General features: G+C 63.5%; 28 protein-coding genes, 1 tRNA gene and 1 pseudogene. 14 read left to right on the top strand and 16 right to left on the bottom strand.

Annotation, left to right across the window (positions count from 1 at the left end):
- Positions 1-2 precede the first annotated feature (2 nt).
- The 3 genes from C479_RS12700 to C479_RS12710 all read right to left on the bottom strand — a co-directional run bounded on the left by C479_RS12700 (position 3) and on the right by C479_RS12710 (position 2331).
- Positions 3-527: a DUF5815 family protein gene (locus C479_RS12700; protein ID WP_007703282.1), complete on the bottom strand. Its 525-nt coding sequence runs from the start codon at positions 525-527 to the stop codon at positions 3-5.
- Positions 528-597: 70 nt separating this feature from the next.
- Positions 598-1017, bottom strand: coding sequence for a DUF7124 domain-containing protein (locus C479_RS12705; protein ID WP_007703285.1), 420 nt, complete (start codon positions 1015-1017; stop codon positions 598-600).
- Between the two features lie 78 nt (positions 1018-1095).
- Positions 1096-2331 carry an NAD(P)/FAD-dependent oxidoreductase gene (locus C479_RS12710; protein WP_007703287.1) on the bottom strand — a complete coding sequence of 412 codons (1236 nt, stop codon included), beginning with the start codon at positions 2329-2331 and terminating at the stop codon, positions 1096-1098.
- Positions 2332-2493: 162 nt separating this feature from the next.
- Here C479_RS12710 and C479_RS12715 point away from each other — a divergent pair, with 162 nt between their 5' ends.
- Positions 2494-3132 carry a DUF6149 family protein gene (locus C479_RS12715; protein ID WP_049907381.1) on the top strand — a complete coding sequence of 213 codons (639 nt, stop codon included), beginning with the start codon at positions 2494-2496 and terminating at the stop codon, positions 3130-3132.
- 122 nt (positions 3133-3254) lie between these two features.
- Here the strand turns inward: C479_RS12715 and C479_RS12720 are convergent, their stop codons facing one another.
- Entirely contained in the window at positions 3255-3491 is a 237-nt protein-coding gene (locus C479_RS12720; protein WP_007703293.1) for a DUF7123 family protein, read from the bottom strand.
- A gap of 608 nt (positions 3492-4099) precedes the next feature.
- Between C479_RS12720 and C479_RS12725 the strand changes: the two genes are divergently transcribed.
- From C479_RS12725 to C479_RS12735, 3 genes are read left to right on the top strand one after another with little or no spacing between them, the layout of a single operon-like run.
- Positions 4100-5080: a transcription initiation factor IIB gene (locus tag C479_RS12725; RefSeq protein ID WP_007703296.1), complete on the top strand. Its 981-nt coding sequence runs from the start codon at positions 4100-4102 to the stop codon at positions 5078-5080.
- Between the two features lie 53 nt (positions 5081-5133).
- Positions 5134-5835, top strand: coding sequence for a type I 3-dehydroquinate dehydratase (locus C479_RS12730; RefSeq protein ID WP_007703299.1), 702 nt, complete (start codon positions 5134-5136; stop codon positions 5833-5835).
- Positions 5836-5867: 32 nt separating this feature from the next.
- Positions 5868-6314 (top strand): DUF7575 domain-containing protein, encoded by a 447-nt coding sequence (locus C479_RS12735; RefSeq protein WP_007703302.1) that lies wholly within the window; start codon positions 5868-5870, stop codon positions 6312-6314.
- A 74-nt stretch (positions 6315-6388) separates the two neighbouring features.
- On the opposite strand, the gene C479_RS12740 is transcribed toward C479_RS12735, so the two are convergent.
- The gene (locus C479_RS12740; protein WP_007703303.1) at positions 6389-7567 is read right to left on the bottom strand and encodes a 3-dehydroquinate synthase II; all 1179 of its coding nucleotides are present in this window, start codon (positions 7565-7567) and stop codon (positions 6389-6391) included.
- 170 nt (positions 7568-7737) lie between these two features.
- Here C479_RS12740 and C479_RS12745 point away from each other — a divergent pair, with 170 nt between their 5' ends.
- Positions 7738-8424, top strand: a complete 687-nt coding sequence (locus C479_RS12745) for an HAD family hydrolase (protein WP_007703307.1) — start codon at positions 7738-7740, stop codon at positions 8422-8424.
- Here the strand turns inward: C479_RS12745 and C479_RS12750 are convergent.
- Entirely contained in the window at positions 8382-9041 is a 660-nt protein-coding gene (locus C479_RS12750; RefSeq protein WP_007703309.1) for a hypothetical protein, read from the bottom strand. The two genes, C479_RS12745 and C479_RS12750, sit on opposite strands and share 43 nt — an antisense overlap.
- An 83-nt stretch (positions 9042-9124) precedes the next feature.
- Positions 9125-9697, bottom strand: coding sequence for a SprT family zinc-dependent metalloprotease (locus tag C479_RS12755; protein ID WP_007703311.1), 573 nt, complete (start codon positions 9695-9697; stop codon positions 9125-9127).
- A 121-nt stretch (positions 9698-9818) separates the two neighbouring features.
- Here C479_RS12755 and C479_RS12760 point away from each other — a divergent pair.
- Both C479_RS12760 and C479_RS16125 read left to right on the top strand, forming a co-directional pair.
- Positions 9819-10816 (top strand): annotated as a pseudogene (locus tag C479_RS12760) (phosphorylase family protein).
- 148 nt (positions 10817-10964) lie between these two features.
- Complete coding sequence (locus tag C479_RS16125; protein WP_152415899.1) at positions 10965-11852, top strand: hypothetical protein; 888 nt, start codon at positions 10965-10967, stop codon at positions 11850-11852.
- Between the two features lie 478 nt (positions 11853-12330).
- On the opposite strand, the gene C479_RS12765 is transcribed toward C479_RS16125, so the two are convergent.
- The 4 genes from C479_RS12765 to trpC are packed head-to-tail and all read right to left on the bottom strand — an operon-like array spanning position 12331 to position 16233.
- Entirely contained in the window at positions 12331-13110 is a 780-nt protein-coding gene (locus C479_RS12765; protein WP_049907302.1) for a 2-amino-3,7-dideoxy-D-threo-hept-6-ulosonate synthase, read from the bottom strand.
- A gap of 23 nt (positions 13111-13133) precedes the next feature.
- The gene (trpA, locus tag C479_RS12770; protein ID WP_007703314.1) at positions 13134-14042 is read right to left on the bottom strand and encodes a tryptophan synthase subunit alpha; all 909 of its coding nucleotides are present in this window, start codon (positions 14040-14042) and stop codon (positions 13134-13136) included.
- Positions 14039-15409: a tryptophan synthase subunit beta gene (trpB, locus tag C479_RS12775; protein ID WP_007703316.1), complete on the bottom strand. Its 1371-nt coding sequence runs from the start codon at positions 15407-15409 to the stop codon at positions 14039-14041. Before trpB ends, trpA begins: the two co-directional genes overlap by 4 nt.
- Complete coding sequence (gene trpC / locus C479_RS12780; RefSeq protein ID WP_007703318.1) at positions 15406-16233, bottom strand: indole-3-glycerol phosphate synthase; 828 nt, start codon at positions 16231-16233, stop codon at positions 15406-15408. The genes trpB and trpC overlap by 4 nt, the downstream gene beginning before the upstream one ends.
- A 282-nt stretch (positions 16234-16515) precedes the next feature.
- On the opposite strand from trpC, the gene C479_RS12785 reads away from it, so the two are divergent.
- A complete protein-coding gene (locus tag C479_RS12785) occupies positions 16516-16977 on the top strand; it encodes an MGMT family protein (protein WP_049907385.1) in 462 nt (153 codons plus the stop codon).
- Here the strand turns inward: C479_RS12785 and C479_RS12790 are convergent.
- Genes C479_RS12790 through lonB form a run of 3 tightly spaced genes read right to left on the bottom strand, consistent with a single transcriptional unit; the run spans position 16974 to position 20813 of the window.
- Positions 16974-17354 carry a hypothetical protein gene (locus C479_RS12790; RefSeq protein WP_007703320.1) on the bottom strand — a complete coding sequence of 127 codons (381 nt, stop codon included), beginning with the start codon at positions 17352-17354 and terminating at the stop codon, positions 16974-16976. The genes C479_RS12785 and C479_RS12790 overlap by 4 nt on opposite strands.
- 54 nt (positions 17355-17408) lie before the next feature.
- Positions 17409-18431, bottom strand: coding sequence for a CPBP family intramembrane glutamic endopeptidase (locus tag C479_RS12795; protein ID WP_007703321.1), 1023 nt, complete (start codon positions 18429-18431; stop codon positions 17409-17411).
- Between the two features lie 3 nt (positions 18432-18434).
- On the bottom strand, positions 18435-20813 hold the full coding sequence (lonB, locus tag C479_RS12800; protein ID WP_007703322.1) for an ATP-dependent protease LonB: 2379 nt from the start codon (positions 20811-20813) through the stop codon (positions 18435-18437).
- Between the two features lie 203 nt (positions 20814-21016).
- Here lonB and C479_RS16130 point away from each other — a divergent pair, with 203 nt between their 5' ends.
- A complete protein-coding gene (locus C479_RS16130) occupies positions 21017-21793 on the top strand; it encodes a hypothetical protein (protein WP_152415900.1) in 777 nt (258 codons plus the stop codon).
- Positions 21794-21870: 77 nt separating this feature from the next.
- On the top strand, positions 21871-22389 hold the full coding sequence (locus C479_RS12805) for a nicotinamide-nucleotide adenylyltransferase (protein ID WP_007703323.1): 519 nt from the start codon (positions 21871-21873) through the stop codon (positions 22387-22389).
- 29 nt (positions 22390-22418) lie between these two features.
- On the opposite strand, the gene C479_RS12810 is transcribed toward C479_RS12805, so the two are convergent.
- Entirely contained in the window at positions 22419-22769 is a 351-nt protein-coding gene (locus C479_RS12810; protein ID WP_007703324.1) for an NUDIX hydrolase, read from the bottom strand.
- Between the two features lie 686 nt (positions 22770-23455).
- Positions 23456-23540, bottom strand: a tRNA-Leu gene (locus tag C479_RS12815).
- A gap of 126 nt (positions 23541-23666) precedes the next feature.
- Here C479_RS12815 and C479_RS12820 point away from each other — a divergent pair.
- The 4 genes from C479_RS12820 to C479_RS12835 all read left to right on the top strand — a co-directional run bounded on the left by C479_RS12820 (position 23667) and on the right by C479_RS12835 (position 26337).
- Positions 23667-24176: a helix-turn-helix domain-containing protein gene (locus tag C479_RS12820; RefSeq protein ID WP_007703326.1), complete on the top strand. Its 510-nt coding sequence runs from the start codon at positions 23667-23669 to the stop codon at positions 24174-24176.
- Between the two features lie 122 nt (positions 24177-24298).
- A complete protein-coding gene (locus C479_RS12825) occupies positions 24299-25531 on the top strand; it encodes an alanine--tRNA ligase-related protein (protein WP_007703350.1) in 1233 nt (410 codons plus the stop codon).
- 195 nt (positions 25532-25726) lie between these two features.
- Positions 25727-25900, top strand: a complete 174-nt coding sequence (locus C479_RS12830; RefSeq protein WP_007703353.1) for a protein translocase SEC61 complex subunit gamma — start codon at positions 25727-25729, stop codon at positions 25898-25900.
- Positions 25900-26337: a transcription elongation factor Spt5 gene (locus tag C479_RS12835; protein ID WP_007703362.1), complete on the top strand. Its 438-nt coding sequence runs from the start codon at positions 25900-25902 to the stop codon at positions 26335-26337. The genes C479_RS12830 and C479_RS12835 overlap by 1 nt, the downstream gene beginning before the upstream one ends.
- The last annotated feature ends 46 nt before the right edge of the window (positions 26338-26383 follow it).

The raw sequence follows: 26383 nt of genomic DNA on the forward strand, positions 1-26383 counted from the left end.
CGTCAGTGGGGTGAGTCGACGTTGCGCTCGGCGCGATAGGCGTCGACGAAGGTCTCCACGTCGAACTCGGCGAGCTGGGACTCGAACTCGGCGATGACCGTGTCGTCGTCGGCGTGGCTGACGGCGTGGTCCATGAGTTCGACGACGAGTTCGACGATGATCTCGTGCAACCGGCGGGCGTCGAACGTGCTCACCCACAGCAGGGAGTAGCCCACTGCGCCGTCCTCCTCGGCGTCGTGGACGACGATCGACTCCGGAAACTCTTCCATCGTGATGCCAAGCAGGTGCGGCGTCCCGAACGCCTCGAAGTCGTCGTCCGTCCCGATCGTCTCGCGCAGGACGTCGACGAAGGGCTCGGGGAAGAAGCGAGACGGCGGGTGGACGTCGAGGACGACTGCGTGGCGCTCGCCACAGGGGCACGTGTGCTCGCGTAGCCCGAGATCGACCGCCCGGTGATCGAGCGTCTCGCCACAGGGAAGCTCGAGCGATTCTCGCCCGTCGTCACCGGGAACGCGGGGTGTCGTCATTACTCGCCGTTCGGTCGGCGAGCCAATAAGGGCGGCGCATCAGTTGCCCACCGTCCCCGTCGCCGGCTGATCAGGGCCAGTCGTCGCGCTTCTCGCCGGCTTCGGTCTCGTCGACCTCGTCGTCTTCGACGTCGGCGGCGATGGTCCACTCGGCCGCCTCAGCGGCGTCCTCGACCGAGAGGTACTCCCAGTCCAGTTCGTCGGCCATGGCCTCGTCCTCGTCGGTCGTGCCGATGAAGACTTGCCGTTCGGTGTCGAACTGGTCTTTGACACTTTCTAGGCTCTCTGCTTTCCCGCGCGGTCCGGAGAAGAAGTCCTGCCGAATGCGGTTCTTTCGGGTGAAGTTCGTCACCACGTAGGTGGGTTTCTCGGAGACGACGCCCACGTACGTGCTCCAGGAGCGGGCGTCCTCGAAGACGCGCTCCGGGTACGCCAGTTCCTCGAGTGCGGCCAGCTCGATCGCGAGGGTCATGTCGGTGCCGCCGTTCATACTCGGACCTGGCCCGGACGACGCAAAACCGTGTCGATACGCGAAACGCCACCCACCTGGAGACGTCCCGGTCCTGGCTCAGTCCTGTGCGGGCGCCAGCTCGTCCAGGTCGATCTGCTCGTCGAGCAGCCGGTCCGTCTGACCGCGCAGATCGCGCTGGTCGCGCATGAGCTGTTTCAGCGGGCGCTGCTGGGAGAGGTCGCCGATGAGGACGCCACCGACGACGCGACCGTCCTGCAGCGCGACGCGGCGCCACTCGGTGTCGCTGTAGCGCTGCTCGACGTACTCGTCGCCGATCGTCGGGTGGCCGAACGAGAGGAACGGGAAGTCGAAGTGCGTGATCGAGTACGACGAGACCCACTCGAAGCCCTCGGCCTCGTCGTCGGCGGCCATGTTGACCGCGGCGACGCGTCCCTGCTCTTTCGCCGAGCCCCAGGAGCCGTTCTGGGCCTCCTGGCCGATGAGCGTGTCGTAAAAGCGCGTGATGTCGCCCGCCGCGTAGACGTCGTCGACGCCGGTCTGCATGTACTCGTCGACGGCGATGCCGCCGTCGCGCTCGATACCAGTTCCGCGGAGGAACTCGGTGTTGAACGTGAGGCCGATGGCGACGCCGGCGAAGTCGCAGGGGTAGCGATCGCCGTTCGGATCCACGGCGGCCGTGACGTGGCCGTCGTCGTCCACCTCGAAGTGGTCGACGCCGCTGTCGAAGACGGGTTCGACCCCCATCTCGCGCAGGCCGTCGTGGATGATCTCGGCGCCGTCGGCCGAGAGCGCGTAGCGCCACCAGCGGTCGCCGCGCATGAGGTACTTGCCTTCGACGTCCTGGGCACCCATGACTGCCGCGAAGTCGATACCGAGCAGCCCGGCTCCGACGGCGACGCCCGCCTCGGCCGCTTCGGCGGCCTCCTTGATCCCGCGGGCGTCCTGGAACGTCCAGAAGTGATAGACGCCGTCGGCGTCGCTTTGCTCGACCGGCAACTGTGTCGGGGTTCCGCCGGTCGCGACGAGCAGCTTGTCGTAGGAGATGTCCTCGCCCTCGTGCGTGTGGATCGTCTTTCCGTCGACGTCGATCGAGGTGACGTGCGTGTCGAGCGAGAGGGTAACGCCGCGCTCGTCGTACCAGGACTCGTCGTGGATCGAGATCGGCGCTTCCGGGAGTTTCCCCTTGGCGTGTTCCTTGATCAGGATCCGGTTGTACAGGGGCTCCCCTTCGTCCGTGATCACCGTGATGGAGGCGTCGGGCTCCTCCTCACGAAGGGTTTCGGCGGCGGAACTGCCCGCGATCCCGTCGCCGATGATAACGTACTCACTCATGTCAGGGGCTTCGGAAGCGGGGTTAAAGTGGGTTGCTATCTCGCTATCACCGCCCACTGCACATGTACAGGTGACCGTCCTGCTAGCCGATTTTCGATCCGGCTGTCACTGCCCCGCGACCGCGTCGAATCCCTGATGTGGCTCGCGACCGAACTGTCGCGTATGAAACTCCGGCAGAACGCGCGCCACTTCGCCTCGCGCAAGGCCCTCGAGACGCCAGTCGTCCGCGAGGTCGCCAGACGAGGCCTGATTCGCCTCCACACACGGGTGTTCCTCGGGAAGGCCGACCCCGATCACGCCGAAGCCCGACGCGATCGGCTGGATGCGCTGTTCGACGCGACGGTCGACACGTATCTCGCGGCGCTCCAGAACGGATTCAGTGAGGCCGAAGCCCGCGAAATCACTCACTTGCAGGCGAACTTCGACTTCTACAACCACGGCTGGACGGAGATGATGGAGATCCCCGTCGACGAACTCGACGTCCACTACGACCGGTACGCGGACGCATTCGAGTCCTGGGGAATCTCGATCGACGATCCGCTCGGCGAGTTCGCTACGAAGCCGCTGCCCGACGCACCCTCGACGCCGGAGCGCCTCGACGATCCGGAGCATCCGCACGCGGCGGACGGATTCGCGGACGACGTCTACGTCGAGGGTGACGACGGCGAACTGACCGTCGGTGGCCGAACGCCGTCGGAACCGGTCTCGGTCACGGACGCCGTCGGCGTCGACGAGCGCGCGACGTCGACCGATGGAACCGTCGACCAGGTGCCGTCAGGGGACGAGCCTTCAACTAATTGAGTTCGTCGCACGCGACAGAACTGACACGTCGATTGAACTGGATCTTCGACGGAGCTAAACCGGTACACGGGCACCTGCACACGCATCCCGCTGCTGGTCGGCGACGGGATTCGATGCCTGCCTTACTCGAGATCGACCTTCCAAGTCGTACTGGAGGAGTAACCCCACTTCTCGATGTCGACGTCGTAATCACCGTCCTGCAGACTCGTGATGTTCGAACCCACTTCTTTCGCCGTCATTCCGAGCTCTTGCCCGATGAGGCGCGATTTGAAGTAGGTCTTCGTCCCTGCGTGCTCGCGGAGGTAGGTGAGGATCCGGTGTTGCTTCGTCGAGAGGTCGGGGGCCATCGTGGCACTCATACACTCACCTCCGACGAGGACGCCCTTGAGGGGTTTGGTACGTGTGGTTAATCCGGTGCCGTCTTGCGATTTTCACTCTCCAGTAGCGAGTTATTACCGGCCGATTGCGGTCGGTTGGTACAGGGAGGCAACCGTGGCTGGAGCGCGGTTGCAAGCTGGCGGGTGAGCAACAGCCGACCCGACTGCCAGCCGGTCGTCTGGGAGACCGGAACTGGACAGGCGTCGGCCGATGATACCCCTTAGGACGATACGTCTCTCGCAAACGGGGTGTGCGCGATATGGTCCACAACGGAATTCCGGGGCGGAAGAACGGTTCCGTGACTCAAGACGAAGCGACGGGGTGAGCGTGTGAGGCGGCTGTCGAGGGTGGGCGGGCTTGATCCGGTACGGATACCGGGATCGGTGGTGGTAAAACCGGGTTGGCGCGCCGAATCAGTGTATATCCTAAAAAAGAAATCCCGGTTCGTTCGTGGTCCGGGCGAATCTCTTCGAATTCGGGCCGTTTTGTGTTCGATACCGAAATACTTAACCGCCGCGTATCTGAACAAGGGTAGCAACGACTCTGGCCGCGCGCACCACTGTTCACCCGGTCAGCGCACACATCTCGCATGACGAACGCCTCCCAGACCACACGAGTACGACGTAGCGAACAGGAAACGACCGAACAAGAGGACGAGTCGACTCACGACCGCGTCAGCTGCCCCGAGTGCAGCGGACAGCTTGTCGCCGACGACGAACACGGTGAGACCGTCTGTGCCGACTGTGGCCTCGTCGTCGCCGAGGACTCCGTCGACCGCGGACCGGAGTGGCGCGCCTTCGACGCCAGCGAGAAGAACGAGAAATCTCGCGTCGGCGCCCCGACGACGAACACGATGCACGACAAGGGCCTGTCGACCAACATCGACTGGCGCAACAAGGACGCCTACGGCAACTCGCTGGGGTCGCGCCAGCGAGAGAAGATGCAGCGCCTGCGCAAGTGGAACGAGCGCTTCCGCACCCGTGACTCCAAAGAGCGCAACTTAAAGCAGGCCCTCGGCGAGATCGACCGCATGGCGAGTGCGGTCGGCCTCCCGACGAACGTCCGCGAGACCGCGTCGGTCATCTACCGCCGCGCCCTGGAGGAGGACCTGCTCCCCGGCCGATCCATCGAAGGTGTCTCGACGGCCTGCGTCTACGCCGCCGCGCGCCAGGCCGGCGTCCCCCGCAGCCTGGACGAGATCGCCGATGTGTCCCGCGTCGAGAAGAACGAGATCGCCCGGACCTACCGCTACGTGGTTCGCGAACTCGGCCTCGAGGTCCAGCCGGCAGACCCCGAGAGCTACGTCCCGCGCTTCGCCTCGGGCCTCGACCTCTCCGACGAGTCCGAACACCGCGCTCGCTCGCTGCTGAAGAACGCGAAGGAGAAGGGCGTCCACTCAGGCAAGTCGCCGGTCGGGCTCGCCGCGGCCGCGGTCTACGCCGCCGCCCTGCTCACAAACGAGAAGACCACCCAGGCCGCTGTGAGCGAGGTCGCCGACATCTCCGAAGTGACGATCCGCAACCGCTACCACGAACTGCTCGAAGCCGAGGACTCGATCGGGCTGGCCTGATCGCTCCGACGAGTCAGATTGGGACCCGCACGACCGATCTTTTCCACGAACCAATGAACTTCGAGTCGTTCGTCCTCGCCGCGTCGACGGCCACGCTCGCCGACGAGCCGCGAGCCCGCGCCCACGCCGACGCGATCGAGTTCCGACTCGATCTGGCCGACGAGCCGCTCGCCCAGCTCGCACGCTACGACGGCGAGTTGCCGATTCTCGCGACGAACCGCCCCACGTGGGAGGGTGGCGCGCGGTCAGGGGACGAACGATCGCGACTCGACACCCTCGCCGAGGCGACGACGGTCGACGCCGTCGCAGCGATCGACGTCGAACTCGCCGCGATCAGGGCGGGAACGGCCGGCCGACTCCTCGACGCGGCTCGTGAGAACGACGTGGCGGTCGTCGTCTCCGTCCACGACTTCGACGGGACGTCGTCGCTCTCGACGCTGCTCGCATTATTGGAGGCCGCCGGGGCCCACGGGGCAGTGGCCAAGCTCGCCGTGACGGCCGAGTCACCGGCTGATACACTCACGCTGTTACGTGCGACCCACGAGGCGACGGCGGCCGGACAGCCGGTGGCGACGATGGCCATGGGCGAACTCGGGTCGCACACGCGTGCGGTGGCGCCGGTCTACGGCTCGCGAATCGGCTACGCACCGCTCGATCCGGCTGCGACGACGGCGCCCGGACAGCTCGACCTGGCCACGCTCGCGACGACGATCGAGTCAGTGGTCGCGCCCCATCGATCAAAACGAGAGAATTAACCGCGCGCAGACGCAATCGGTGGACACTCTCGATGTCGTGGATTCGAGCGATCGTCGCGGTGGGGCTGTCGCTGCTCGTCCCGGGTGCCGGTCACGTCGTGATCCGGGACTGGGGCCGAGCCGTGCTATTCGGCGCGCTCTTTGTCATCTCAGTCGTCCTGTTGCTCCCCGTCGAGCAGTTGTGGGCCATCGCCGGCGACGGGTCGATGACGAGTGCCGGCTCGATGGGGGAGACGATGACGGAACTGTCGGAAACCGTCGACAGTGAAACGGACACGATCGATCGATTTACCCTGCTCTTCCTCTCGCTGTTTGCAGCGATTCACGCCGGTACCCAGGCGTTCGGGCTGACCGACACGCCCGGCGCCGACGAGGACGTCGCGGCCTGTCCCACTTGTGGGAAGCCGCTCGACGAGGAACTGTCGTTCTGTCACTGGTGTACGACGAGACTCGACGACGGCGACCAGGTCTCTTCCTGAAAATAGCGGCCGACCCGCTTCCGAGTGCGACGGACACCCAACTGTCCGAATCGCTCAGGTTCCCGCTCGTCGACTTACTTCTCGATAACCTGTTCGTCGACGGCCTCGCCGAAGTGTCGCGCCGTATCCTCGTAGTAGAGGCCGACCTCGTCGCCCGCCTCGAGTTCGGTGACCGCCGTCTTCCCATCGGGCGTCGCGACGGACACCGTCTCCGCGTTCTGCAGGAGCGTCTCGACGGTGTCGCCGTCAGCCGTCTCCAGTGCCAGGCGGAACATCGGTCGCTGTTCGATCTTCACGCGGCCGACGACGGCCTCGCGCGTGTGGCCGTCGCGGTCGACCACCTGGACCTCGTCCCCGCTCTGGAGCTCGGAGAGGTACTTCGTTCCGCCGCCGGGCGTTCTGACGTAGGCGTGGACGGCGCCGGCGTTGACCCGGAAGGGGCGGGCCGCGACGTACGGCGAGTCGGCCGTCTCGGCGTGGACGAAGACGAGGCCGCGGGCCAGCGAGCCGACGAGCATGCCCTCGTCGTCGTCCAGGAGTCGGCCGGTGTCCACGCAGACGCGATCGGCCGAGCCGATCGGCTCGATAGAGGTGACCGTCCCCCACGTGAGGTCGAGGCGTTCTCGATCGCCCGCGTCGCGAATGCCGACCGTCTTGCTGATCTCGCCCGGATCGTCGGTATCGAGCAACACGGCATCGGCACCGATCTCGAGCGTTTCGAAGGCCGTCCGTGCCTCTTCGGCGCTCGCCACGCCGGCGATCAGTGTCGTCTCTTCACCGATGCGAGCGATGAGGTTCTCGAGCGGGATGATCGTCCAGTCCTCGCCGACGACAATCGTGTAGGCCGACTCGGTGGCCGCCTCCTCGGCGAACGTCTCGTACTCCTCGTCGAGGATGCGGACGTAGGACCCGCCGGGAACCTCCCCGTCGCGTCGGAGCGTCGAAAGGTCGGCGGAGCCGGAGTAGTCCGTCGGGAGGGAGACGGTGCCGTCCCCCTCTCCGTCCTTGCCCACGATTCGGGCGTCCGGCAGGGATTCGTCGTCGTCGGATTCAGCATCGTCGATCAGGGAGACGTCGCCGTCAGTTCGGAACGCGGCGACGTTGATGTCGCCGAGTTCGCGCACTCGTTCGACGTCGGCTTCGTCGACCAGGACCCAGTCCGCGCCGGCTTCGAGCGCGGCCGTGATCCGATCGCGGCGGGCCTCCCAGTCGCCGACGCTGTCGTCGGCTTTCACCCAGACTGCGTTCGTCATGATTCGACGGTCGGGCGGAACCGGCTTGAACGTGGCGGAAGGGAGGACGTTCGCCTCGCGTGATGCGGTGGTCGACGATCCTCCTCGCCTGCTGTTCACACTATCGCCGTTATTCCCCGTCACACAGTCTCACGCAACGGTTAGGAGGCGGGCGTGCGAACTCCACATCGATGTCTGCGTACGAAGCGGTCTGTTTCGATCTCGATCGAACCCTGTGCGTCTCGACGCAGGATTCGGCGGCCGTCCTCGAACGAGCGTTCGACCAAGTTGGCTGTGAACCCTTCTGTACGCACACGGAGCTCGAGGCACTGGTCCCGCGCGTTCCGTCGGCGTATACGGATCAGACGTTCCACGAGAACCTCTTCGGACTCGCCGCCGCCGAGGCGGGCCGGGACGAGTCGGTCGCGACCGACCTGACCGAGGCGTACCTGGACGCGTACGACCCGACCGCGGTCCGCTTTCGGGACGGTGCGAAGCGTATCATCGCCCACGCGCGTGAGGCGACCGACGCAGTCGGGCTGATCACGAACGGCAGTCCGTCGACGCAGCGCCCGAAGCTCGAAACGCTCGGCATCGCCGACGCGTTCGACGTCTCCGTGTTCGTCGATCCCGACGCTGGGGTTCCGCCGAAACCGGATCCCACGCCGTTCGAGCGGGCGCTCGACGGACTCGGAACGCAACCCGAGCGGACTGTCCACGTCGGCGACGCCGCCTACGCCGACGTCGCGGGTGCGAACGCCGTCGGGATGGACTCGGCCTGGCTCCCCGGTGATGCCACCGATCGCGGATCGCGAGACCCGACGCACGAACCCACCTACGAACTCTCGTCGCTCGCCTCGCTCGCGGACGTGCTCTGAGCTGCCTCGTCGCTCTCCGCGTCCGCGGCCGTGGCCTGTGCTTCATCGTCGCTCGGCGGGTTCTCGGACGCGCGCTGGGCCGCCTCGACGGTCGGCACTCGGTCGCGGTGGACGACGATCCTGTTTTCCGGCCGATCGGTCGCCTCCTTGATTCGGACGAGCAACGATGCCGCCCGATCGAACGTATTGGGGAGCGTGAACGAATCGTCGTCGTTGTCGTCGCGCTCGCGACAGGTGGCGACGAACGCGGCGAGTTCGCCGATCATCCCGACCGGCAGGTAGGCGACGTCGGGGTCGTCCGCGAGTAGTTCGTCCCAGGACGTTGTGACGGCGTCCGCGACGCGGCGCGGCCTGCGGATCCGGTCGACGATGACGTCGGTGTCGGCGTCTTCGCCGTCGAGTGCGGCCGAGAGGGCCGTCGACAGCGTTTCTTCGTGGTCCGGTGCCTCGTCGTCGGCCCGGACGAGATCGGCGAGCGCCTCGTGTTCCGCCCTCGAGACGGCGATCGCGTACGCGACCGTGTGGCTCCGCGGCGAGACCGTGTAGGTGACGTCCTCCTCGATGCGGTCGAACTTGGCCGTGTCCGGGTCGCTGCGCAACCTGTCGAGTAGTCCCATACCACGACGTTCTTCCGGCACCGAATAAAGGCTCCCGCCTCGGCGTCGTCCCGTTTTCGACTGTGACGAACGGCTCCTCCGTGCTACCAGTCGTCGCCGAGGGCTGTTCTGGCACCACCGTAGCCGCTCGCCGACTCCCAGGTGCGCCCGCTTTCGACGTGTTCGACGCGGAGCGAGGCGCCGCAGTCGCCGCAGTGATAGCGCCCGGGGGCTTTGACCGGTTTCGACGCCCGGTGCCGGTCCAGCGTCCAGTCGCAGTCACTTCGCGTACACTGGAGTCGATACCGCGGTTCAGTGAATGACTCGCAGTGGACGGGCACGTCGAACTCTCGGGCGCGTTCACGAAAGCGCGCTCCGTGATCGGAGTCGCCGAATCGCTGGTACTCCCAGGCGTGGATGAGTTCGTGGCGGACGATCGACTCGAAAGCCGCACGGTCGAAGGCGTCGTAGGCGCGTCGCGAGAGGACGATCGTCGCCTCCTCGCTCGTCGCGTCCCAGCGACACGCGCCGGCGCGTCGTTTCGCCCGCGCGGAGATCGCCCAGGAGAGCGCGTCGAGATCGACGCCGATATCGTCGGCGACCGATCGGGCGTGGACGCGAGCGTGGGCGAGGATCTCCTCGTCGGTTGGCGCGGTCCGCGACACGGATTGGTCCACGAAACCGCCCCTCGTGATGGTTTCGATCCGGGTCGCCCGCTCGCCTGCGCGGTGGCGGTCTCCGTCCGTATGCGACCGATCGGCACGCTTTCGGGGCCTGGCGGCGTCGTCGCAGTCAGCAATGGGTCCTGAGTTCCCGACACCGCAGCCGTTAGACGGCGCCGAGCCGATCGCACCGGCCGTGGTCGTCCTCCCCGCCGTCGCGTTCGAGCCGCCGTTCGACGAACGCGAGCTGTGGCTCGAGCGCCTCCCGATCGAGGCGGCCTACGAGATTCCCAGGGCCGACGGCCCGCTGTACGTGACCGCCGACGGCCGCGTCGCCGTCACCACGACCGGCCTGGGCAAGGCGCCCGCGGCGACCGTCGTCGCCGCGGTCTGGGGTGCAGCCGGACTCGATCTCTCGGAGACGTACTGGCTCTCGGCCGGGATCGCCGGCGCCGCCCCGGCCAGGGCTGCGCTTGGCTCGGTGGTCGTCGCCGACGCCATCCTCGACTGGGATCGTAAGCATCGCTGGGATCCGACGGAGCTAGGCCCGCCGACCCAGGAGGACGATGCGGGTGACCCCTCACCCGATCGCGACGCCGATCGGTCCGCCGTCGAGCAACTCGCGTACCTGCCCGAGGGCGCGCTGTTCGACGTCGATTCGGCGCTCGTCGAACTGGCTCGCGACGCCGCGCCCGACGTCGAGCTCACGACCGACCGCGCCGTCCGCGACTATCAGGAGACGTACTCCGACGCCCCGTCCAGCGGTCCGGCGGCCGATGTCGGACCGACCGTGACGAGGACGAGTTCTGGCACGGCACCGGCGTGGCTCGCGAGGTCGACTCGCTCGCGGCGGCCTACGGAATCGAGCCCTACGTCACGACGCAGATGGAAGACGCGGCCACGGCGACCGCGCTCGGCCGCTTCGACGCCGCCGATCGCTATCTGAGTCTGCGTGCTGTCGCGAACTACGATCGGCCGGCTCCGGGTGAGACGGTTCACGACAGTTTCGAGGGAACGACCGACTCGGTCGCACTCGCGAGGGAGAACATGCAGGTTCCATTTCCGCATATTGAGATCCTTTTATCGACGATTTTGTATAACAAGTTTATAGTCATTTGTCAATGTCTGGACTAAGTATGTACTGACATTGGATATATTGATAATTTAAATACTATCTACATTGATGGTCTATGTAGGAATTTTCATATGAAGAAGACGCTAATTTTCATATGATTAGAAGGTACGGTAGTTTTAAATAAAACCCTTCCTAATTATCGATTGCATGCCTGATAACAATAACAGGGGAGAAAAGAGGGGAAGTAATGATGGTTCGAATTGCCCTACGAGATCAACTGGCACTAATAACAGGCGTCATTTCCTTAAATCTAGTATTGCAGCATCTATTAGTGCTATTGGTGTTATGGGGATAACTAGTGCGGAGTCACGGGACAAAGAACCCAATGCAATTCCCTTAGGTGATGAGGATACCGCAACTTCGGCCAACGTTTCATGTCATGGCCTTTTACTAGAGGGCTTAGAAGATGATAGTGACTTTTATATTTCATTTAATCAGGAAATGGACAAATACGATAGTTTAGAAATAGGGAGGTATATGTCTTCTTCTATAGATAATAATATTGATGAAGATAATCGGCTGATATCGGGGACTGCTGACGAAGGTGAAGTACACGGGTTTCATGCAACCTCCAGTTGGGTTCTAGATTCCATTTCTATAGAAGGGGATGTTGCACTTGAAATAGTGTACAATCCAACCGATGAATCCCATTGTGAAGATCTAATTGCACCAGTTCCAGAAAGCATAAACAACCTTGATATTATAGCCCAAGGTACCGGTGAGTATACTTTCGGATTTTGGGGACTAGATGATACTATTGAAGAGATTAGTGTCCCATCGGATGGCCAATTCGAAACGTGTATTCCTGCGGGCAGTAATATTATTTGCTACTGGACAGACCATGGGGTACACACTAAAGAATTAGATCTTGGTCATCCTGATGGACCTATGGACTATGAGTATGCAGCAGCTTCTCCAGAATCATATGACAATTGGCATGAATATACGGTTAATGGGTCCGAACTTGATATACTTGCTCAACCCTATAGCTATCATTTGAAAAATTGCCAGGTGACCCTGAACTGGGACTGGTAATAATATCACTAACTCTGTAGGTCTCAATATTTAAACCATCATCAAACACATTCATAATGGATATGTTGAACTATGAGCGAATATTGTATTACGAATTCTTAATTCAGGCCGTATAAAAGCGGGTATAATTTATAGTTTGTGACCATTCGGGGAAAATTATTTTATTCGTAACTACCCTGGCTGTTTTTAGCTTTGTTTTATATGGGGTCAGTGATTATCCGCGAGTTCCTGTCTCAATATCCAAGATCATGTGCCTGAGGAGGCGGTGGAAAACTCGCTAATGATGTCTAATAGTAGTATTGTTCTGAATATGATGTGTCGATTGGGCTTCTTAGTTTATGGATCTCCAACACAGAATACGGTGCGTAGATGGTCTCTCATCTAACACCGTCCGAGAAACCACCAAAAATAAATCTATAGTTTTATCGTCTGTATGTTATATTCTCTAAACAATCCTAATGATGTCTTAAGAAATACTTCAAACAGTGATTTCTAATGCCTCTCTAATATCTAATTTGTCGTGGACGACGGCGGCAACGGCCCGCGTGATCGCTTCCGGCTCCTCGTGCTGGAAGATCGATCGCCCCATCGAGACGCCGGCGGCCCCCGCGTCCATTGCGCCACGAACCTGCTCGAGCGTCTTCCGGTCGCTGCCGGGCGTCCCACCGGCGATGAGCACCGGCAGCCGGGTCGATTCGACGACGTGTTCGAAGCTGTCGGCGTCGCCGCTGTAGCCCGTCTTGACGAGGTCGGCGCCGACCTCCTCGGCGAGGCGAACCGCGTGGCCGAGCGCGTCGGGTTCGTCGCCGTCGAGGCCGGGCCCACGGGCGTAGGCCATCGCGAGGACCGGAATCCCCAGTCGTTCCGCGTCGGCGGTAACCTCGGCGAGCTGGGCGAGCTGGTCGGGTTCGTGGTCAGAGCCGACGTTGATGTGGAAGGAGACGGCGTCGGCGCCCGCGCGGACGGCTTCCTCGACCGTGCCGGTGAGTCGCTTGTCGTTCTCGTCCGGGCCGAGCGTCGTCGAGGCGTTCAGGTGGACGACGTAGCCGGCGTCGTTCTTATTTGGGTGGACGCGGGGGGCGATCCCCTTCTGCGTGAGGACGGCGTCGGCACCGCCTCGGGTCACCGCGTCGATCGTCGATTCGATCTCTTTCAGTCCGCGGACGGCACCGAGTGTGATGCCGTGGTCCATCGGGACCATCAGGTATCGGTCCCCCGTTCGAATTCGGTCCAATCGGGCGTCGAGTCCTGCAGTCATGTGAGTTAGTAGCAATCTCGCGATTATGACCGTTCTGGTTCGGGCGAGGCTGGCAGCTCTCGATCGGCGAGTCCGTCCGCCGCGCCCCGTTTCAGTTCACGTGCTTTCGCTTCCAGATCGCGTTCCGGGTCGTCGCTCGTCGCAGCCAGGTCGACGAGCGCGCTGCCGACGATCACGCCGTCGGCGCCGCCCGCGACGATCTCCGCCGCGTGCTCGGGTTCGCTGACGCCGAAGCCGACCGCGGTCGGCACGTCGTACCCATCGAGCCTGGCGAGGCTCTCGTGGGTCGCCCCGGAGACGTTCGTCCGCGCGCCGGTCGTCCCTAGCCGGGCCTGCACGTAGGCGAAGCCGCTCGTCGTCGACATGAGCGTTTCGAGGCGCTCGTCCGCGGTCGTCGGAGCGACGATCGAGATCAGGTCCAGTCCGACCGAGTCGCAGGCCTCCCGGAGCGGGCGGGCCTCGGCCGCCGGCAGATCCGGCACGATGAGCCCGTCGAGTCCCGCCTCGGCCGCCCGCTCGACGAACGGCTCGACATCGGTTCCCGAGTCGGCGGGGCCGTACTGCATGAGCAGGTTGGTGTAGGTCATACAGACGAGCGGTGCCTCCGTGTCGAGCGCGTCGACCAGGTCGAAGAATCCCTCGGGCGTCGTGCCGGCCTCGAGGGCGCGCGTGATCGCCGCCTGGATCGTCGGCCCCTCGGCGACGGGTTCGGAAAACGGCAGGCCAAGTTCGATCACGTCGGCGCCGCCGCGATCCAGCGCCTCGACGTATCGTCTCGTCTCGTCAAGCCCGGGATCTCCGGCGGTGAGGTACGTGATCAGCGCGGGATGATTGTCCCGGATCGCTGTCTCGATCCGACTGTCGCTCGGTTCGTCGTCCCCCGACCCGCCGGTCGCCGAATCGTCGGTCGATGACCCGTCGGTGGTCGTCATCCGTCGAACACCTCCACGTCCGGGGCCGCTTCGAGGTCTCGCCGCTCGGTCTCCTCCAGAACGGTCTCCAGGTCCTTGTCGCCCCGCCCGGAGACGGTCACGATGATGACCTCACCGAGGTCGTCATCGGCGCCAGCGCTCGATGTCCCGCTGTTAGCGCCGAGACACTCTTCTATGTAGCCCAGTGCGTGACTGGATTCGAGCGCCGGGATGATCCCTTCGAGTCGGGAGAGGCGGTGAAAGGCTTCCAGTGCGGCCCTGTCGTCGACGGTCGCCGGCGTCACGCGCCCCCGCTCGACCAGGTTCGCCAGTTCGGGGCCGACCCCGGCGTAGTCGAGCCCGGCGCTGACGCTGTGGGACTCGACGACTTGGCCGTTCGCCGTCTGGAGGAGCTTCGTCAGGGCGCCGTGGAGGACACCGTCGGTGCCCGTCGAGAGTGACGCCGAATTGGGTGCGACGCCGGTCTCCTCGTCGACCCCGAGTCGCGACCCGCCGGCCTCGACGGCGTGGAGTGCGACGCCCTCGGTGCCTTCCTGCGGGCTTCGTCCGCGTGAATCGTCCGCGGCCCGTCGTTCCGCGAGATCGACGAAGGCGTCGAAGGTTCCCATCGTGTTCGAGCCACCGCCCGCGCAGGCGACGACGCTGTCGGGCAGGCGACCGATCTCGTCGCGGATCTGGGCCCGGAGCTCCTCGCCGATGACGGCCTGGAAGTCACGGACCATCGCCGGGAACGGGTGCGGGCCGACGACGGACCCCACGGCGTAGTGGGTCGTCTCCACGCTGCCAGCCCAGTCGCGCATCGTCTCGTTGATGGCCTCCTTGAGCGTCGCACTGCCGGCGTCGACCGGTGTCACCTCGGCGCCGCTCATCCGCATGCGGTAGACGTTGGGCCGCTGGCGGTTGACATCGGTTCGACCCATGTAGATCTCGCAGGGGACGTCGAGGTGGGCGGCGGCCATCGCCGTCGCGGTGCCGTGCTGGCCGGCACCGGTCTCGGCGATGACGCGCTCTTTGCCCATGTATTTCGCGAGCAGTACCTGCCCGAGCGCGTTGTTCAGTTTGTGCGCGCCGCCGTGGACGAGGTCTTCGCGCTTGAGGTAGATCTCCCGGTTGTAGCGCTCGCTGAGGCGGTCCGCCCGTTGCAGCGGTGTCGGCCGGCCGGCGAACGTCCGCAGGTGCTCGCGCAACTCGTCGCGGAAGCCGTCCTCGTTGTCGATGACGTAGCGCTGGTAAGCGTCGGCGAGTTCCGAAAGCGCCGGAACGAGCGCTTCCGGCACGTACTGGCCGCCGTACCCGCCGAACCGACCGTCACTCGTCGTCACTTCGTCGTCCGCTCCCGATGTGCCTGAGTGGACACTGTCGGTCACGATGCGTCCACCTCCGACGCGGTGTCGGCGTCGTCCGTTTCTACAGCGCGCTCCGCGTGCACGAGCGCTCGGGTGTTCGCCGCCACGTCGCCGTCCATGATGGCACTCCCGACGAGTAGGGCGTCGGCTCCGGCCTCGCGCATCCGGCGAACGTCTGCCGGCGTCGAGACGCCGCTCTCGGCGACTAGGGTCACGTCGTCGAGCGCCTGGCGGAGTGACGGATCCTCGACGGCCGCGACGCGTTCGACGGTCGTCAGATCGACCTGGAGCGACGCGAGGTCGCGATTGTTGATGCCGACGACGGCCGTCTCCGTTGCCAGTGCGCGGCGTAGTTCCGCTCGATCGTGGACTTCGACGATCGGCTGGAGGCCGCGATCGAGTGCGGCCGAAACGAGTTCGTCGAGTTCGTCGACGAACCGTGCGATGAGCAAGACGAGGTCTGCCTCGACGGCGTCGAGCTGTTCCTCGCGGACGACGAAGTCCTTCCGGAGGACGGGGACCGAGACGGCCTCGCGAACGCGCGCGAGCGCTTCGGTCGACCCGTCGAAGTGATCGGGTTCGGTCAACACCGAGATGGCGGTCGCGCCGCCGTCGACCATCTGCTGTGCGAGATCGACAGGGTCGTCCGTCCGAACCCCGTCGGTCGTCGGGCTCGTCGGTTTCACCTCCGCGACGATCGGAACCCGCCCGTCCGACTCGGCCCGCTCGATCGCCGCCTCCAGTGACCGAGCGTGTATCGACAGTCGCTCGTCGCCCCGCCCCGATCGATCCCGTGCCGCTTCGAGGATCGACCGAACGGTCGGATCGAGTCCTTTATCGTTCATTATAGTACACCAATGCACTGGTATATACATAACACTTGTGCGTCTCGATCCATCGCGTTATCGAACCGATCGCTGTCGGGCGGTACGATCGCTGTGACGGCACCTGGCGGTGACGGTGAGATACCACACCGCTGGGCGTGCATCGAACCGAGCCTTCGAACTGTGTGCACGCCTGTCGGTATCGACGACTGGACATCGAACGAGCCGGTGACGCGGCGAAGTGAGGCGACGACTCTCACGGCGAGCCGAATCTTCAAGGGACTCGCTCCCCTCCGATCCGACATGGAAGTTGCTGGCATCTACGCACGGGAGGCCGCGTATTTAGAGCGGGCCGTTCAGATCGGCGTCGCGAGCGGTCGCGTCATCTCCGTCTCGTTCCCCACCCAGCCCGACGACGATGCCACTGCGGACCACCCGCTTCTCGATCGAGTCTTCGAGTATCTCGACGGGGTTTCTGACATCGCGTTCGACGACGTCGCCGTCGCGTTGACGGTGCCGACCGATCAGCGAGCCGTCCTCGAACAGGTTCGGACGATTCCCTACGGCGAGAGCATCGACGTCGCCGGACTCGCCGCGATGACGCCCGACGTCGATCCCGAGGATGACGACGACCTCATCCTCGTCCGGACCGCCCTGGAGGCCAATCCGGCACCGCTGCTTATCCCCGACCATCGGGTTCGCGACGGGCCGAGTGCGGCCCCGCCAGCCGTCGAACAGCGACTCCGGTCCCTCGAAGGGCTCTAGGACGCCGACCAGATCGCGTAACCGTACCCCAGAATCCCGAGGAAGATGAGTAGCGATGTGACCTGACTCGCGACGGGAATCGCGTTGCCGACCAGGACGCTGGCGATCCAGCCGAGTTCGAGGCCGCCACCGAGGACCAGTACGACGCCCGAGAGCCCGAGTACGCTTCCCGTCGTCCTCGCGTTCGTCGCCAACACGACGCCGATACCGATGGCGATGAGTCCGAAAAGCGCGTTGCTCGTGAGCGCCAGTATCGGCGAGGAGAGCACTATCGACCCGAGCCACAGCACGAAGTAGGCGACGATCGCACCGACCAAGAGCCGCTGTACACGTGCCGGTGCAGCCTTGAGGTGGCGCATCGACGAGTCGCGTTGCATAGTCGAGTCTCGCTCGCTCACACTAAAGGTTCGCCGGATCCGAACGCCGGACGCCTACGTACGTGTCGAACCGAGCTCGAAGTACTCGTAGATGGCGAATTCACAGCCGTTCAGTACGTAGTGGGCGACGACGACCGCGAGGAGGTTCCCCGTGACGACGAACGTCGCCGCGAGAACGAAGCCGATCACGCCCGTGACGACCACGCCGGCTCGCCCCTGGATCCCGTGACCGACCGCGAACAGAATCGAGGAAGCGACGGCCAGGAGCCACGGCGACAGCCCGAACCCGACACTCAGCGCGCCGACGAGGACGGCTCGGAAAAGCAACTCCTCGAAGACGGCGATCACTGGTAGGACGACGGCGAACAGGACGATCCAGCCGCGTCGTCGCGACGGCGCCAGGCTCTCGCGGAGCCACTCGTCGTGCGTCATGCCGAATCGTCGCCCGACTGCACCCGCGAGTTCGCTCGCCGCGTATAGTCCGAAACCGGCACCGAGACCGACCCCGAGTCCCGTTACCAGCGCCTGCCGGGTGATCGAGATCCCGAGCACGCCCGGCGGGACGCCCGTCAGGACGATCGTTCCCGCGACGACGGCAAGAAACAGCAGTTGTGTAGCCAGGACGTTCCACCGGAGCGCGTGACTGGTGATCGACTGGTCGCCGATGCGAGCGACGATCCGCCCGGATCGCGTTCCGCTCGCTGAACCGGTCCCATCGTGGACGCGTTCGGATGTGGCTTCCGACGGATCGACGGCACCATCGCCCCACTCAGATCGAGTCGTCGCTGGATCGACCGCGTCGTTCGCCGGGTTCGGCTGCTCGGCCCGCTGGTGGTCCGCTGACGAGGATAGTACCGCACTGTCTGCCTCGGTTATTGCTGTCGCGTCTCGGTGGGTAGCTGTTTCGCTCCGTGTCGTTCGGTCACCCTCGGGCGCACTGGCAGGGGCCGGCGTTTCGAGATTTGTCGACTGGCCGGCTTCGACGGGCGTGAGCGATCGCTGTGTCTGACGTGTGAGAACGACCATTGCGGCCGTGAGAAGCGTGACGACCGTCGCGAACGCCACCCACTGGGTCATCGCTTACTGCGGGCTCGGGTTCGACGACGGTCCGGTGACGCTCTGCTGGTCGAGTGTTGCGCTGGTGATGGACTTGAGGCGGTCGAGCAGCGAGTCCTTCTCGGGCTCGCCGATCAGCGCCACGTCCAGGACCTCGCTGATGTTCGAGACGGGGACGATGTCGACCATCTCCTCGTACTCGTCTTCGATCATGACGTCCTGCTCGTTGGCCTTCGGGATGATGACCGTCTTGCAGCCCGTCTTCGCGGCGGCCTCGATTTTGTGCGTCACACCGCCGACTGGGAGGACGTCGCCGCGGACAGACAGCGAGCCGGTCATGGCGACCGATTGATCAACCGGGATGTCCTCCAGCGCGGAGATGACGGCGGTCGCGACCGTGATGGAGGCCGATGGGCCGTCGACGCCCTGCTGGCCTGCCTGGATGAACTGGATGTGGACGTCCTTACCGGCGAGTGAGGACTGGGGATACTCGCTGTCTTCGTAGCGATCTTCGTCCCAGCCGGGGACGTTCGTCGAGAGCTCCTCGCCGGAGAACTTCTTGATGATCGCCGAAACGTTCTGGACGGATTCCTGGGCCATCTCCTTTAGCTGGCCGGTCGCGATGACGCGGCCGGGGCCCTGGGCGGGCGTGACTTCGGCCATGACGGGGAGCATGATGCCCGAGTCCTCGCCCATGACGGCGAGGCCGTTGACGCGCCCCTCGACGCCGCCGTCGATGACCTGCAGTTCGTAGTCCTTGCGCCGATCGATGTAGTCGTCGGCGAGTTGCTGTTCGATCGAGCGCGAGCGCTTCTTCGCCTGCAGGACGTCCTCGCGCGTCGTGTACTCGCGGTCCTCGGCGCGGGCGATGTCGCCGGCGACGCGAACCAGTCCGCCGAGGTTCCGGAACAGCAGCGTGAGGTGGTCCTTCCGGCCGGCGCGACGGCGGGCTTCGAGCATGAGTTCCTCGATCGCCTCACGGTCGAAGTGGGGCAGACGCCCGTCGCGTTCGACCTCCTGGGCGATGAAGCGGACGTACTTCCGGCGCATCTCGGGTGTGTCCTCGATGGTGTCGTCCATGTACACCTCGTACCCGTAGCCCTTGATCCGCGAGCGCAGCGCGGGGTGCATGTTCTCCATCGCGTCTAAGTTCCCCGCCGCGATCATGATGAAGTCCGTCGGGACGGGCTCGGTCTGGACCATCGCGCCCGAGGAGCGCTCGGACTGGCCGGTGATCGAGAACTCGCCCTCCTGGATGGCCGTCATCAGCTTCTGCTGCGTGCGGATGTCGAGCGTGTTCATCTCGTCGACGAACAGCACGCCCTTGTTGGCCTTGTGGATGGAGCCGGGTTCGACGCGGTCGTGGCTCGGCGTCTCCATGCCGCCGGACTGGAACGGGTCGTGGCGGACGTCGCCCAGCAGCGCACCGGCGTGGGCACCCGTGGCGTCCTCGAACGGCGCGACGCGCTGCTCGCCGTTGTTGACGATCATGTTGGGCACCATGGCGTCCATCCCGCGGGAGGTGTAGCGGAAGAACAGCCAGATGACCACCGCGGCAATGACGCCCAGGAGGAGGGGCCCGCTGATGAACGCGTACACCACCACGATGGCGATGATGACCCACATCAGGATCGAACGCATCTGTTTGCGCTTCCTGGCTTCCTCCTTGTGGGCGTCGATGATCTGTTCGCCCTTGCCCGCCGGGACCGTCCGGACCTTCGGCTCGTTACCGTCGTCCGGGTTGTGGTAGACCAGGATGTCCTGGAGGTCTTCTTGCGGGAGGAGCTGGCTCATCGCCTTGGCGAGCATCGACTTGCCGGTCCCCGGGGAGCCGATCATCATCACGTGCCGGCGCTGTTTGGCCGCCTTGATGATGATGTCGCGTGCCTCGTCCTGGCCGATCACCTGATCGACCAGTCGGTCGGGCACCTCGATGTCCGCCGTCGAGTCGATCTGGAGGCCGCCCAGAAGATTGTCTTCCTCGTCCTCGTCGATCTCGAGTTCGGCGTCGACGCTGACCTCGCTCCCGAGGTCGTCTAGCGTCTCGACCGTCTCTGGCTCGTCGTCGGCCTCGTCGTAGACGGTGCCGTCGCCGGACTCGGCCGGCGGGCGCTCGGCCACTCCCGCCGATTCGTCGTCGATCTCCGCCCAGATGTCGTCGGGAACGGCGTCCGGATCCGTCTCTTCGGTCGACGAATCGGGTTCGTCGTCCGACGAATCCGTCTGCTCAGTGTCTGCGTCCGCCACTGTCTCGTCGTTCGCTGACTCCTCACTCGCCGACTCGTCGTCCGACGGTGCGAGGACGTCGCGTGGCGGTTGTTCCTCGACACCCTCCTCGGGCTCCGTATCGGACGCGTCGGCCCCCTCGTCAGGGGGGTCGGTGTCGTTCGTGTCGTTACTCATAAGGGGCTGGTTGCTACCTCAAACGAAGGGGCTCGCACTGATATACTTTCTCCTCCACTTCTGGCGAATATGGTCATAATGAAGCCTGTAAGTAGCCATCTCATCTCTTGCGACATCGCCACTATCCATTTTCAAAAATTATACATTTCTAATATATTTAATATAGATATATTTAAGTGTGTTCTCTACAAACAACATTTTGCATGGTATCACGACGGAAGTTTGTGGGAGTAATCGCTGCTGCAAGTGGTCTCGGAACCGTAGGTACAGTTAACGCACGTGGATCAGGAAAAGTATCACTCGCTGAGGCCGGTCTATTGGATGTCGTGAAGGGACTGGCTCAAAAAGGGGAAACCGAAGAAATGCATAAAATAATGGATGAGAATAATGTGGAATATTATTCTGGATACGATAGTTTAGGTCCTTCAATTAATGCAACTCAATGGTCGAAAGGGGATTCTGATATGCATGCTACACTAACTCGGGCAAAAGGTGATGATGTTTATTTTGCATCAAACGAAACAACCTTATCCGGGAGTTCTGGTTTGAAAGTCCGTGACGCTAGACGTGTAGATGATGCAATCGGGATTGATTGGGACCACGACAATTGGACTCCAACTGGTCGCACTGACTCTAACGTATATTTAAGTGCTTATGGGGAAATGGCAGATAAAGATTATCTTGAAGTTGAATACGATAATTATTCCTACTATGGAGTAGCAGCAAAGGTGAAATATGACTTTAGTTCCCCAGTAAGGACTATGGATACTGAATTTACTGTGAATCTTATGACAGAGTTGATAAAAGAAACAGATGATCCTAGACATGGGGTCAAAAGTCATTATGAACATACATATAGTGCGACCCCAGGAGCTATAGATATATCCATAGGTGCTGGTGGGTTTTCAGTGTCAACTCCATTCGCAGCAGGAAGTTGGGAGTTAGAAAAAGATTCATTCATAGATAATATGCGGGATTAAAATATCCATTCTACTATTTATTAAGGAGGATATATTCGTCCGACACACTTTAGCAGAAGTGCCGTAACCTCTTTAGTATGACGCGGGGCATCTACATCGGCCGGTTCCAGCCGTTTCACGACGGTCACTACAGCGTCGTGGAACGCATCGCCGACGACGTCGACGAACTCGTCCTGGGTATCGGGAGTGCCGATGCTTCGCACGCGACACGAAACCCCTTCACTGCCGGCGAACGCATCATGATGATCACGAAGAGCCTCGCCGGCCTCGACCTGGTCACCTACGCCGTCCCCATCGAGGACCTGGACCGAAACGCCGTCTGGGTGAGCCACGTCGAGAGTATGAGCCCCGACTTCGACGTCGCCTACGCCAACAACCCCCTCGTCATCCAGCTTTTCCGCGAGGCCGGCGTCGAGGTTCGCCAGTCACCCATGTATGATCGTCACGTCCTCGAGGGGAGCGAGGTGCGCGAGCGCATGATCGACGACGGCGACTGGGAGTCACTCGTCCCCGACGCCGTCGTCGAGGTCGTCGACGAGATCGACGGGCTCGAACGCATCCAGATGGTCAGCGACACGGACGCGAACGGCGCCTGACTCTTCGTTCGACTCCTTCTGCCCGACTGCTAGCTCGCCCCATATTCGTCGATCGCCGTGAGAACCTGCTCCGGCCCCGACGCTCGCAACCGCGGCTCCTCGCTTTCGATCGCCTCGCGTGTGAAAAATCGAGCGTCCGCTGCGTCTCCGCCTGCCGATACCTGGCCCTCGGTTGCGGCCCGCGGAACTGCGTAATTGATCGACACCAGGGAGTGGCCGTCGTCGAACTCCAGATACCCCGTCCCCAGTAGTCTGAGATCCGTCGGATCGACTGTCACTCCCGTCTCCTCTGCGAGTTCCCGTGCCGCTGCACTCGGCAGTGACTCGTTCGCGTACGTGCACGCCCGGGAGTGCCCACGCGCCGATGTCGGCGCCAGCACCTCGTTCGATCAGGAGCACGGACTCATCCGCTATTACGGCGACGCGCGCCAGCGGCACCGGATTGCGAAAAATCGGTCGTTCGAACCTCTCACAGTACGATCGTGGTTCGCCGTCGAACACGGCGTCACCGAGTTCGCCGCCACAGGTTGGACAGTACCGCGGGTGCGGGCCAGTAGTCGTCCATACCATCGTCTCCCTATTGCTGTCACGTCAGGAAACAGTATCGGCGCGATTGCTATCGTGACGAACCGGTGCTGTCGCTCAGTCACTTGCGTCGGTAGGAATTGTGCGTGGGTGCAGTCCCAAGGGACTCCACCTGCATCGTGCAGCGTTCGGCGGTTTGTCTCACGGGCGCAAAGCGCCCGTTCGACCGACCGCGGAACCGGAACGGTTCCGCGCGCACCGCCTCACGTTCCGTCGCATTCGGCGACGCGTGCGATGCGTGGGACCGGATTTGAACTTCCGTCACTCCGCGTTCGCTTCGTGACGACGTTCGCAGTCGCACAGCGACTGCTCACCGGCGGACCCCGCTGGGGCAGCGCCTGCAACAGTATCGATTCCTCTCCGAGACGTAATTTGCTGTAGGAATTGTGCGTGGGTGCAGTCCCAAGGGACTCCACCTGCATCGACGTTCAGCGGCTTCGCCGCTTCACGTTTCGCGGTCGTTTCACGACCGCGCTTGCGATGCGTGGGACCGGATTTGAACCGGCGGACCCCTACGGGACAGCGCCCTCAACGCTGCGCCGTTGGCCTAGCTTGGCTACCCACGCTCGCGTGCTCTGTCTGCATCAAATTCTACCCGCGGGTCGATATAAAAGCGTGTTCTTTTGCGGCCACCGTGGGACGGGGACGCAGTGAGGCGGTCAATTGAAATGCTGCAGGGGCGAAGTCCGCCTATGGCTAAGTACTCGACCGGTTCCTCGTCCGGAGGCGGCGGAACCAACTGCGAACTCTGCGGTGCGGAGAGCGATTCGCTCACGCAGCAGACGGTTGCCGGTGCGAAACTGGAGGTCTGCTCGAGCTGTGCGTCCCACGGGGACGAGGCGAAATCGTCGGCTTCGTCGTCCGGTTCCGGGCGGGGCCAGGACGAGCCGAATCGCAAGAAGAAGGCCGCCCAGAACGTCGCGAAGGCGAACCCGGTCTGGGACGGCGACTCGGAACACTGGGAGAAAGAGGGGACGAACTACGACGACGACCCGCTTCCGTACCTCGTCTCGGACTACGGCGCGGTGCTCGAATCGAGCCGACAGGATGCCGGCCAGACGCGCGAAGAACTCGCCGAGGAACTCGGTGTTCCCGAATCGGACCTCCTCGCGATCGAGCAGGGGCGGGCGACCCAGGCCGGTATCGGCGGCGGCCTGATCGACGCACTCGAAGAACGGCTCGACGTGGAACTCGCCGAATAAGACGGACCGATCCCGTCGCCTCGCGAAGCGGTGTTTCTATCGTGCCATTCGGGGCCGAAGCTGGTGGAATTCGATGTAATCGGCGAGCAGATTTTTACGTAATCCGAACTGAGTACCGGGTAATGAGCGGGCAACGGGCAGCCGCCGAACCGTACGCGACGCGATTCGAGACCGAAGTGTCGGCCGTCGACGGCCGGCGCGTCTGGCTTGAATCGACGCACTTCTTCGCCGAGAGCGGCGGTCAACCCGCAGATTATGGCACGATCGGCGACGTGCCGGTCGTCGACGTCACGGTTGAGGCCAACGAACACGTCCACGTTCTCGAGTCGGAACCGCGATTCCGCGCCGGAAAACGAGTCCTGTGTTCGATCGACTGGGAGGCGCGCATGTACTGTATGCGCGCACACACGGCCAGTCACGTTCTCTTCGGCGCCGCGCGCCGGGTGTTCGACGACGTCACCTACACCGGTCTGGAGATTGGTGACGAACGCGTTCGGCTCGACCTCGCCACAGACGAGCGCGTCGACGACGATGCACTGGTCGAACTCGACGAACTGGTCAACCGGGCCGTCTGGGAGTCACGCCCCGTCTCCTGGGATTCGATGCCGGTTTCGGAAGCGCGTGAGACAGACGAGATTCACATCTCGGAGGCGACCGAGGACACGGCCTTCGAGAAGGGCCGCGTGCGGGTGGTCACGATCGGCGATGCGGATAGTGGCGGGGCGAACACTATCAGGTCCTCGCGAGATACCTGGGACGTCGCCGCGTGTGGCGGGACGCACGTCCGGAACACGCGCGAAATCGGACCCGTCACCGTTCTCGGGTCCGTAACGCCGAAACCCGGCCACGTCGGAATCGAGCTCGCCGTCGGTCCGCGCGCGATCGAACGACGGGAGGTCGAAAAGCGGGTTACGTTCGCTGCGAGCCGTCAGCTTGGCGTCCCGCTGGGTGAGGCGACCGGCGAACTCTCGCGCCTCGAATCGGAACGCGAGAAGCTCGCGGACTCCGTCGGCACGCTTCAGCGCGAACTCGTCAAGACGCGCGTCGAGAGCGCCGAGCCGTTCGAACGAAACGGGCGGACGTGGGTCGCCACGACGGCCGGCGTCGTGGACGCCGACGAAGCTGGCGATGTCGCCGAATCGGTCGCCGGCGAGCTCGCGGACGTCGTAGTTATCGCCGGGGAATCCGACTCGCCGTTCGCGGTCGTCGCCGCCGGCGAGGAGGCAGACGCCGAGTCGATCCTCGGCGAACTCACCGACGAGTTCGGTGGCGGCGGTGGCGGCTCGGATCGCCTCGCCTGGGGAGGCGACTTCGACGTGGAGCCGGACGACGTGGTGTCTGGCCTCGAGGGGTAGTCAGCCGCAGCCGATTGTGTCGGTCGGACACTGTCTTGTACTGTCGTCTCGTCCCGCCGAGGCACCTCTTCTCCTTCGACCAGTTCTATTGTCACGTGCGGCCCTGCTGCTGTGGGTTCCCGACCGATCCCATCGATCCCCGATCGGCGGCGACGGAAAGACAGATAAAAGGGCACGCACGTTGTTTGGCCACCCATGAACGTACCCTACGATCTCACGTCGTACGTCCGCGTCCTGAAGATGGCGACGACGCCGAGCCGGGAGGAGTTCTTCCAGGTGTCGAAGATCGCCGGCGCTGGGATCTTCCTCATCGGCTTTCTCGGCTTCATCATCGGCGTCACGATGGGTCTGCTGACCGGTGGCCTCTGATGGGGATCTACGCCGTCAAGACGACCGCCCGACAGGAACAGACCGTCGCGGACATGATCATCAACCGCGAGGAGCCTGACGTTCACGCGGCGATCGCCCCCGACTCACTGACCTCTTACGTCATGGTCGAGGCCGACAACAACGCCGTACTGGAGCGCGCGCTCGAGGACATTCCTCACGCGCGCACGATCGTCCCCGGCGAGTCAGACATCTCCGAGGTCGAACACTTCCTCTCGCCGAAACCGGACGTCGAAGGGATCGCCGAAGGGGACATCGTCGAACTCATCGCCGGCCCGTTCAAGGGCGAGAAGGCGCAGGTCCAGCGTATCGACGAAGGGAAGGACCAGGTGACGGTCGAACTCTACGAGGCGACGGTGCCGATCCCCGTGACGGTTCGAGGGGACCAGATTCGTGTGCTTGACAGCGACGAACGGTAGTTCGTCGGACCGTGCGACCAGTGGGAGGCCCAATCTTGCTTACCAT

The organism is Halovivax asiaticus JCM 14624 (assembly GCF_000337515.1).
Taxonomy (GTDB): Archaea; Halobacteriota; Halobacteria; order Halobacteriales; family Natrialbaceae; genus Halovivax; species Halovivax asiaticus.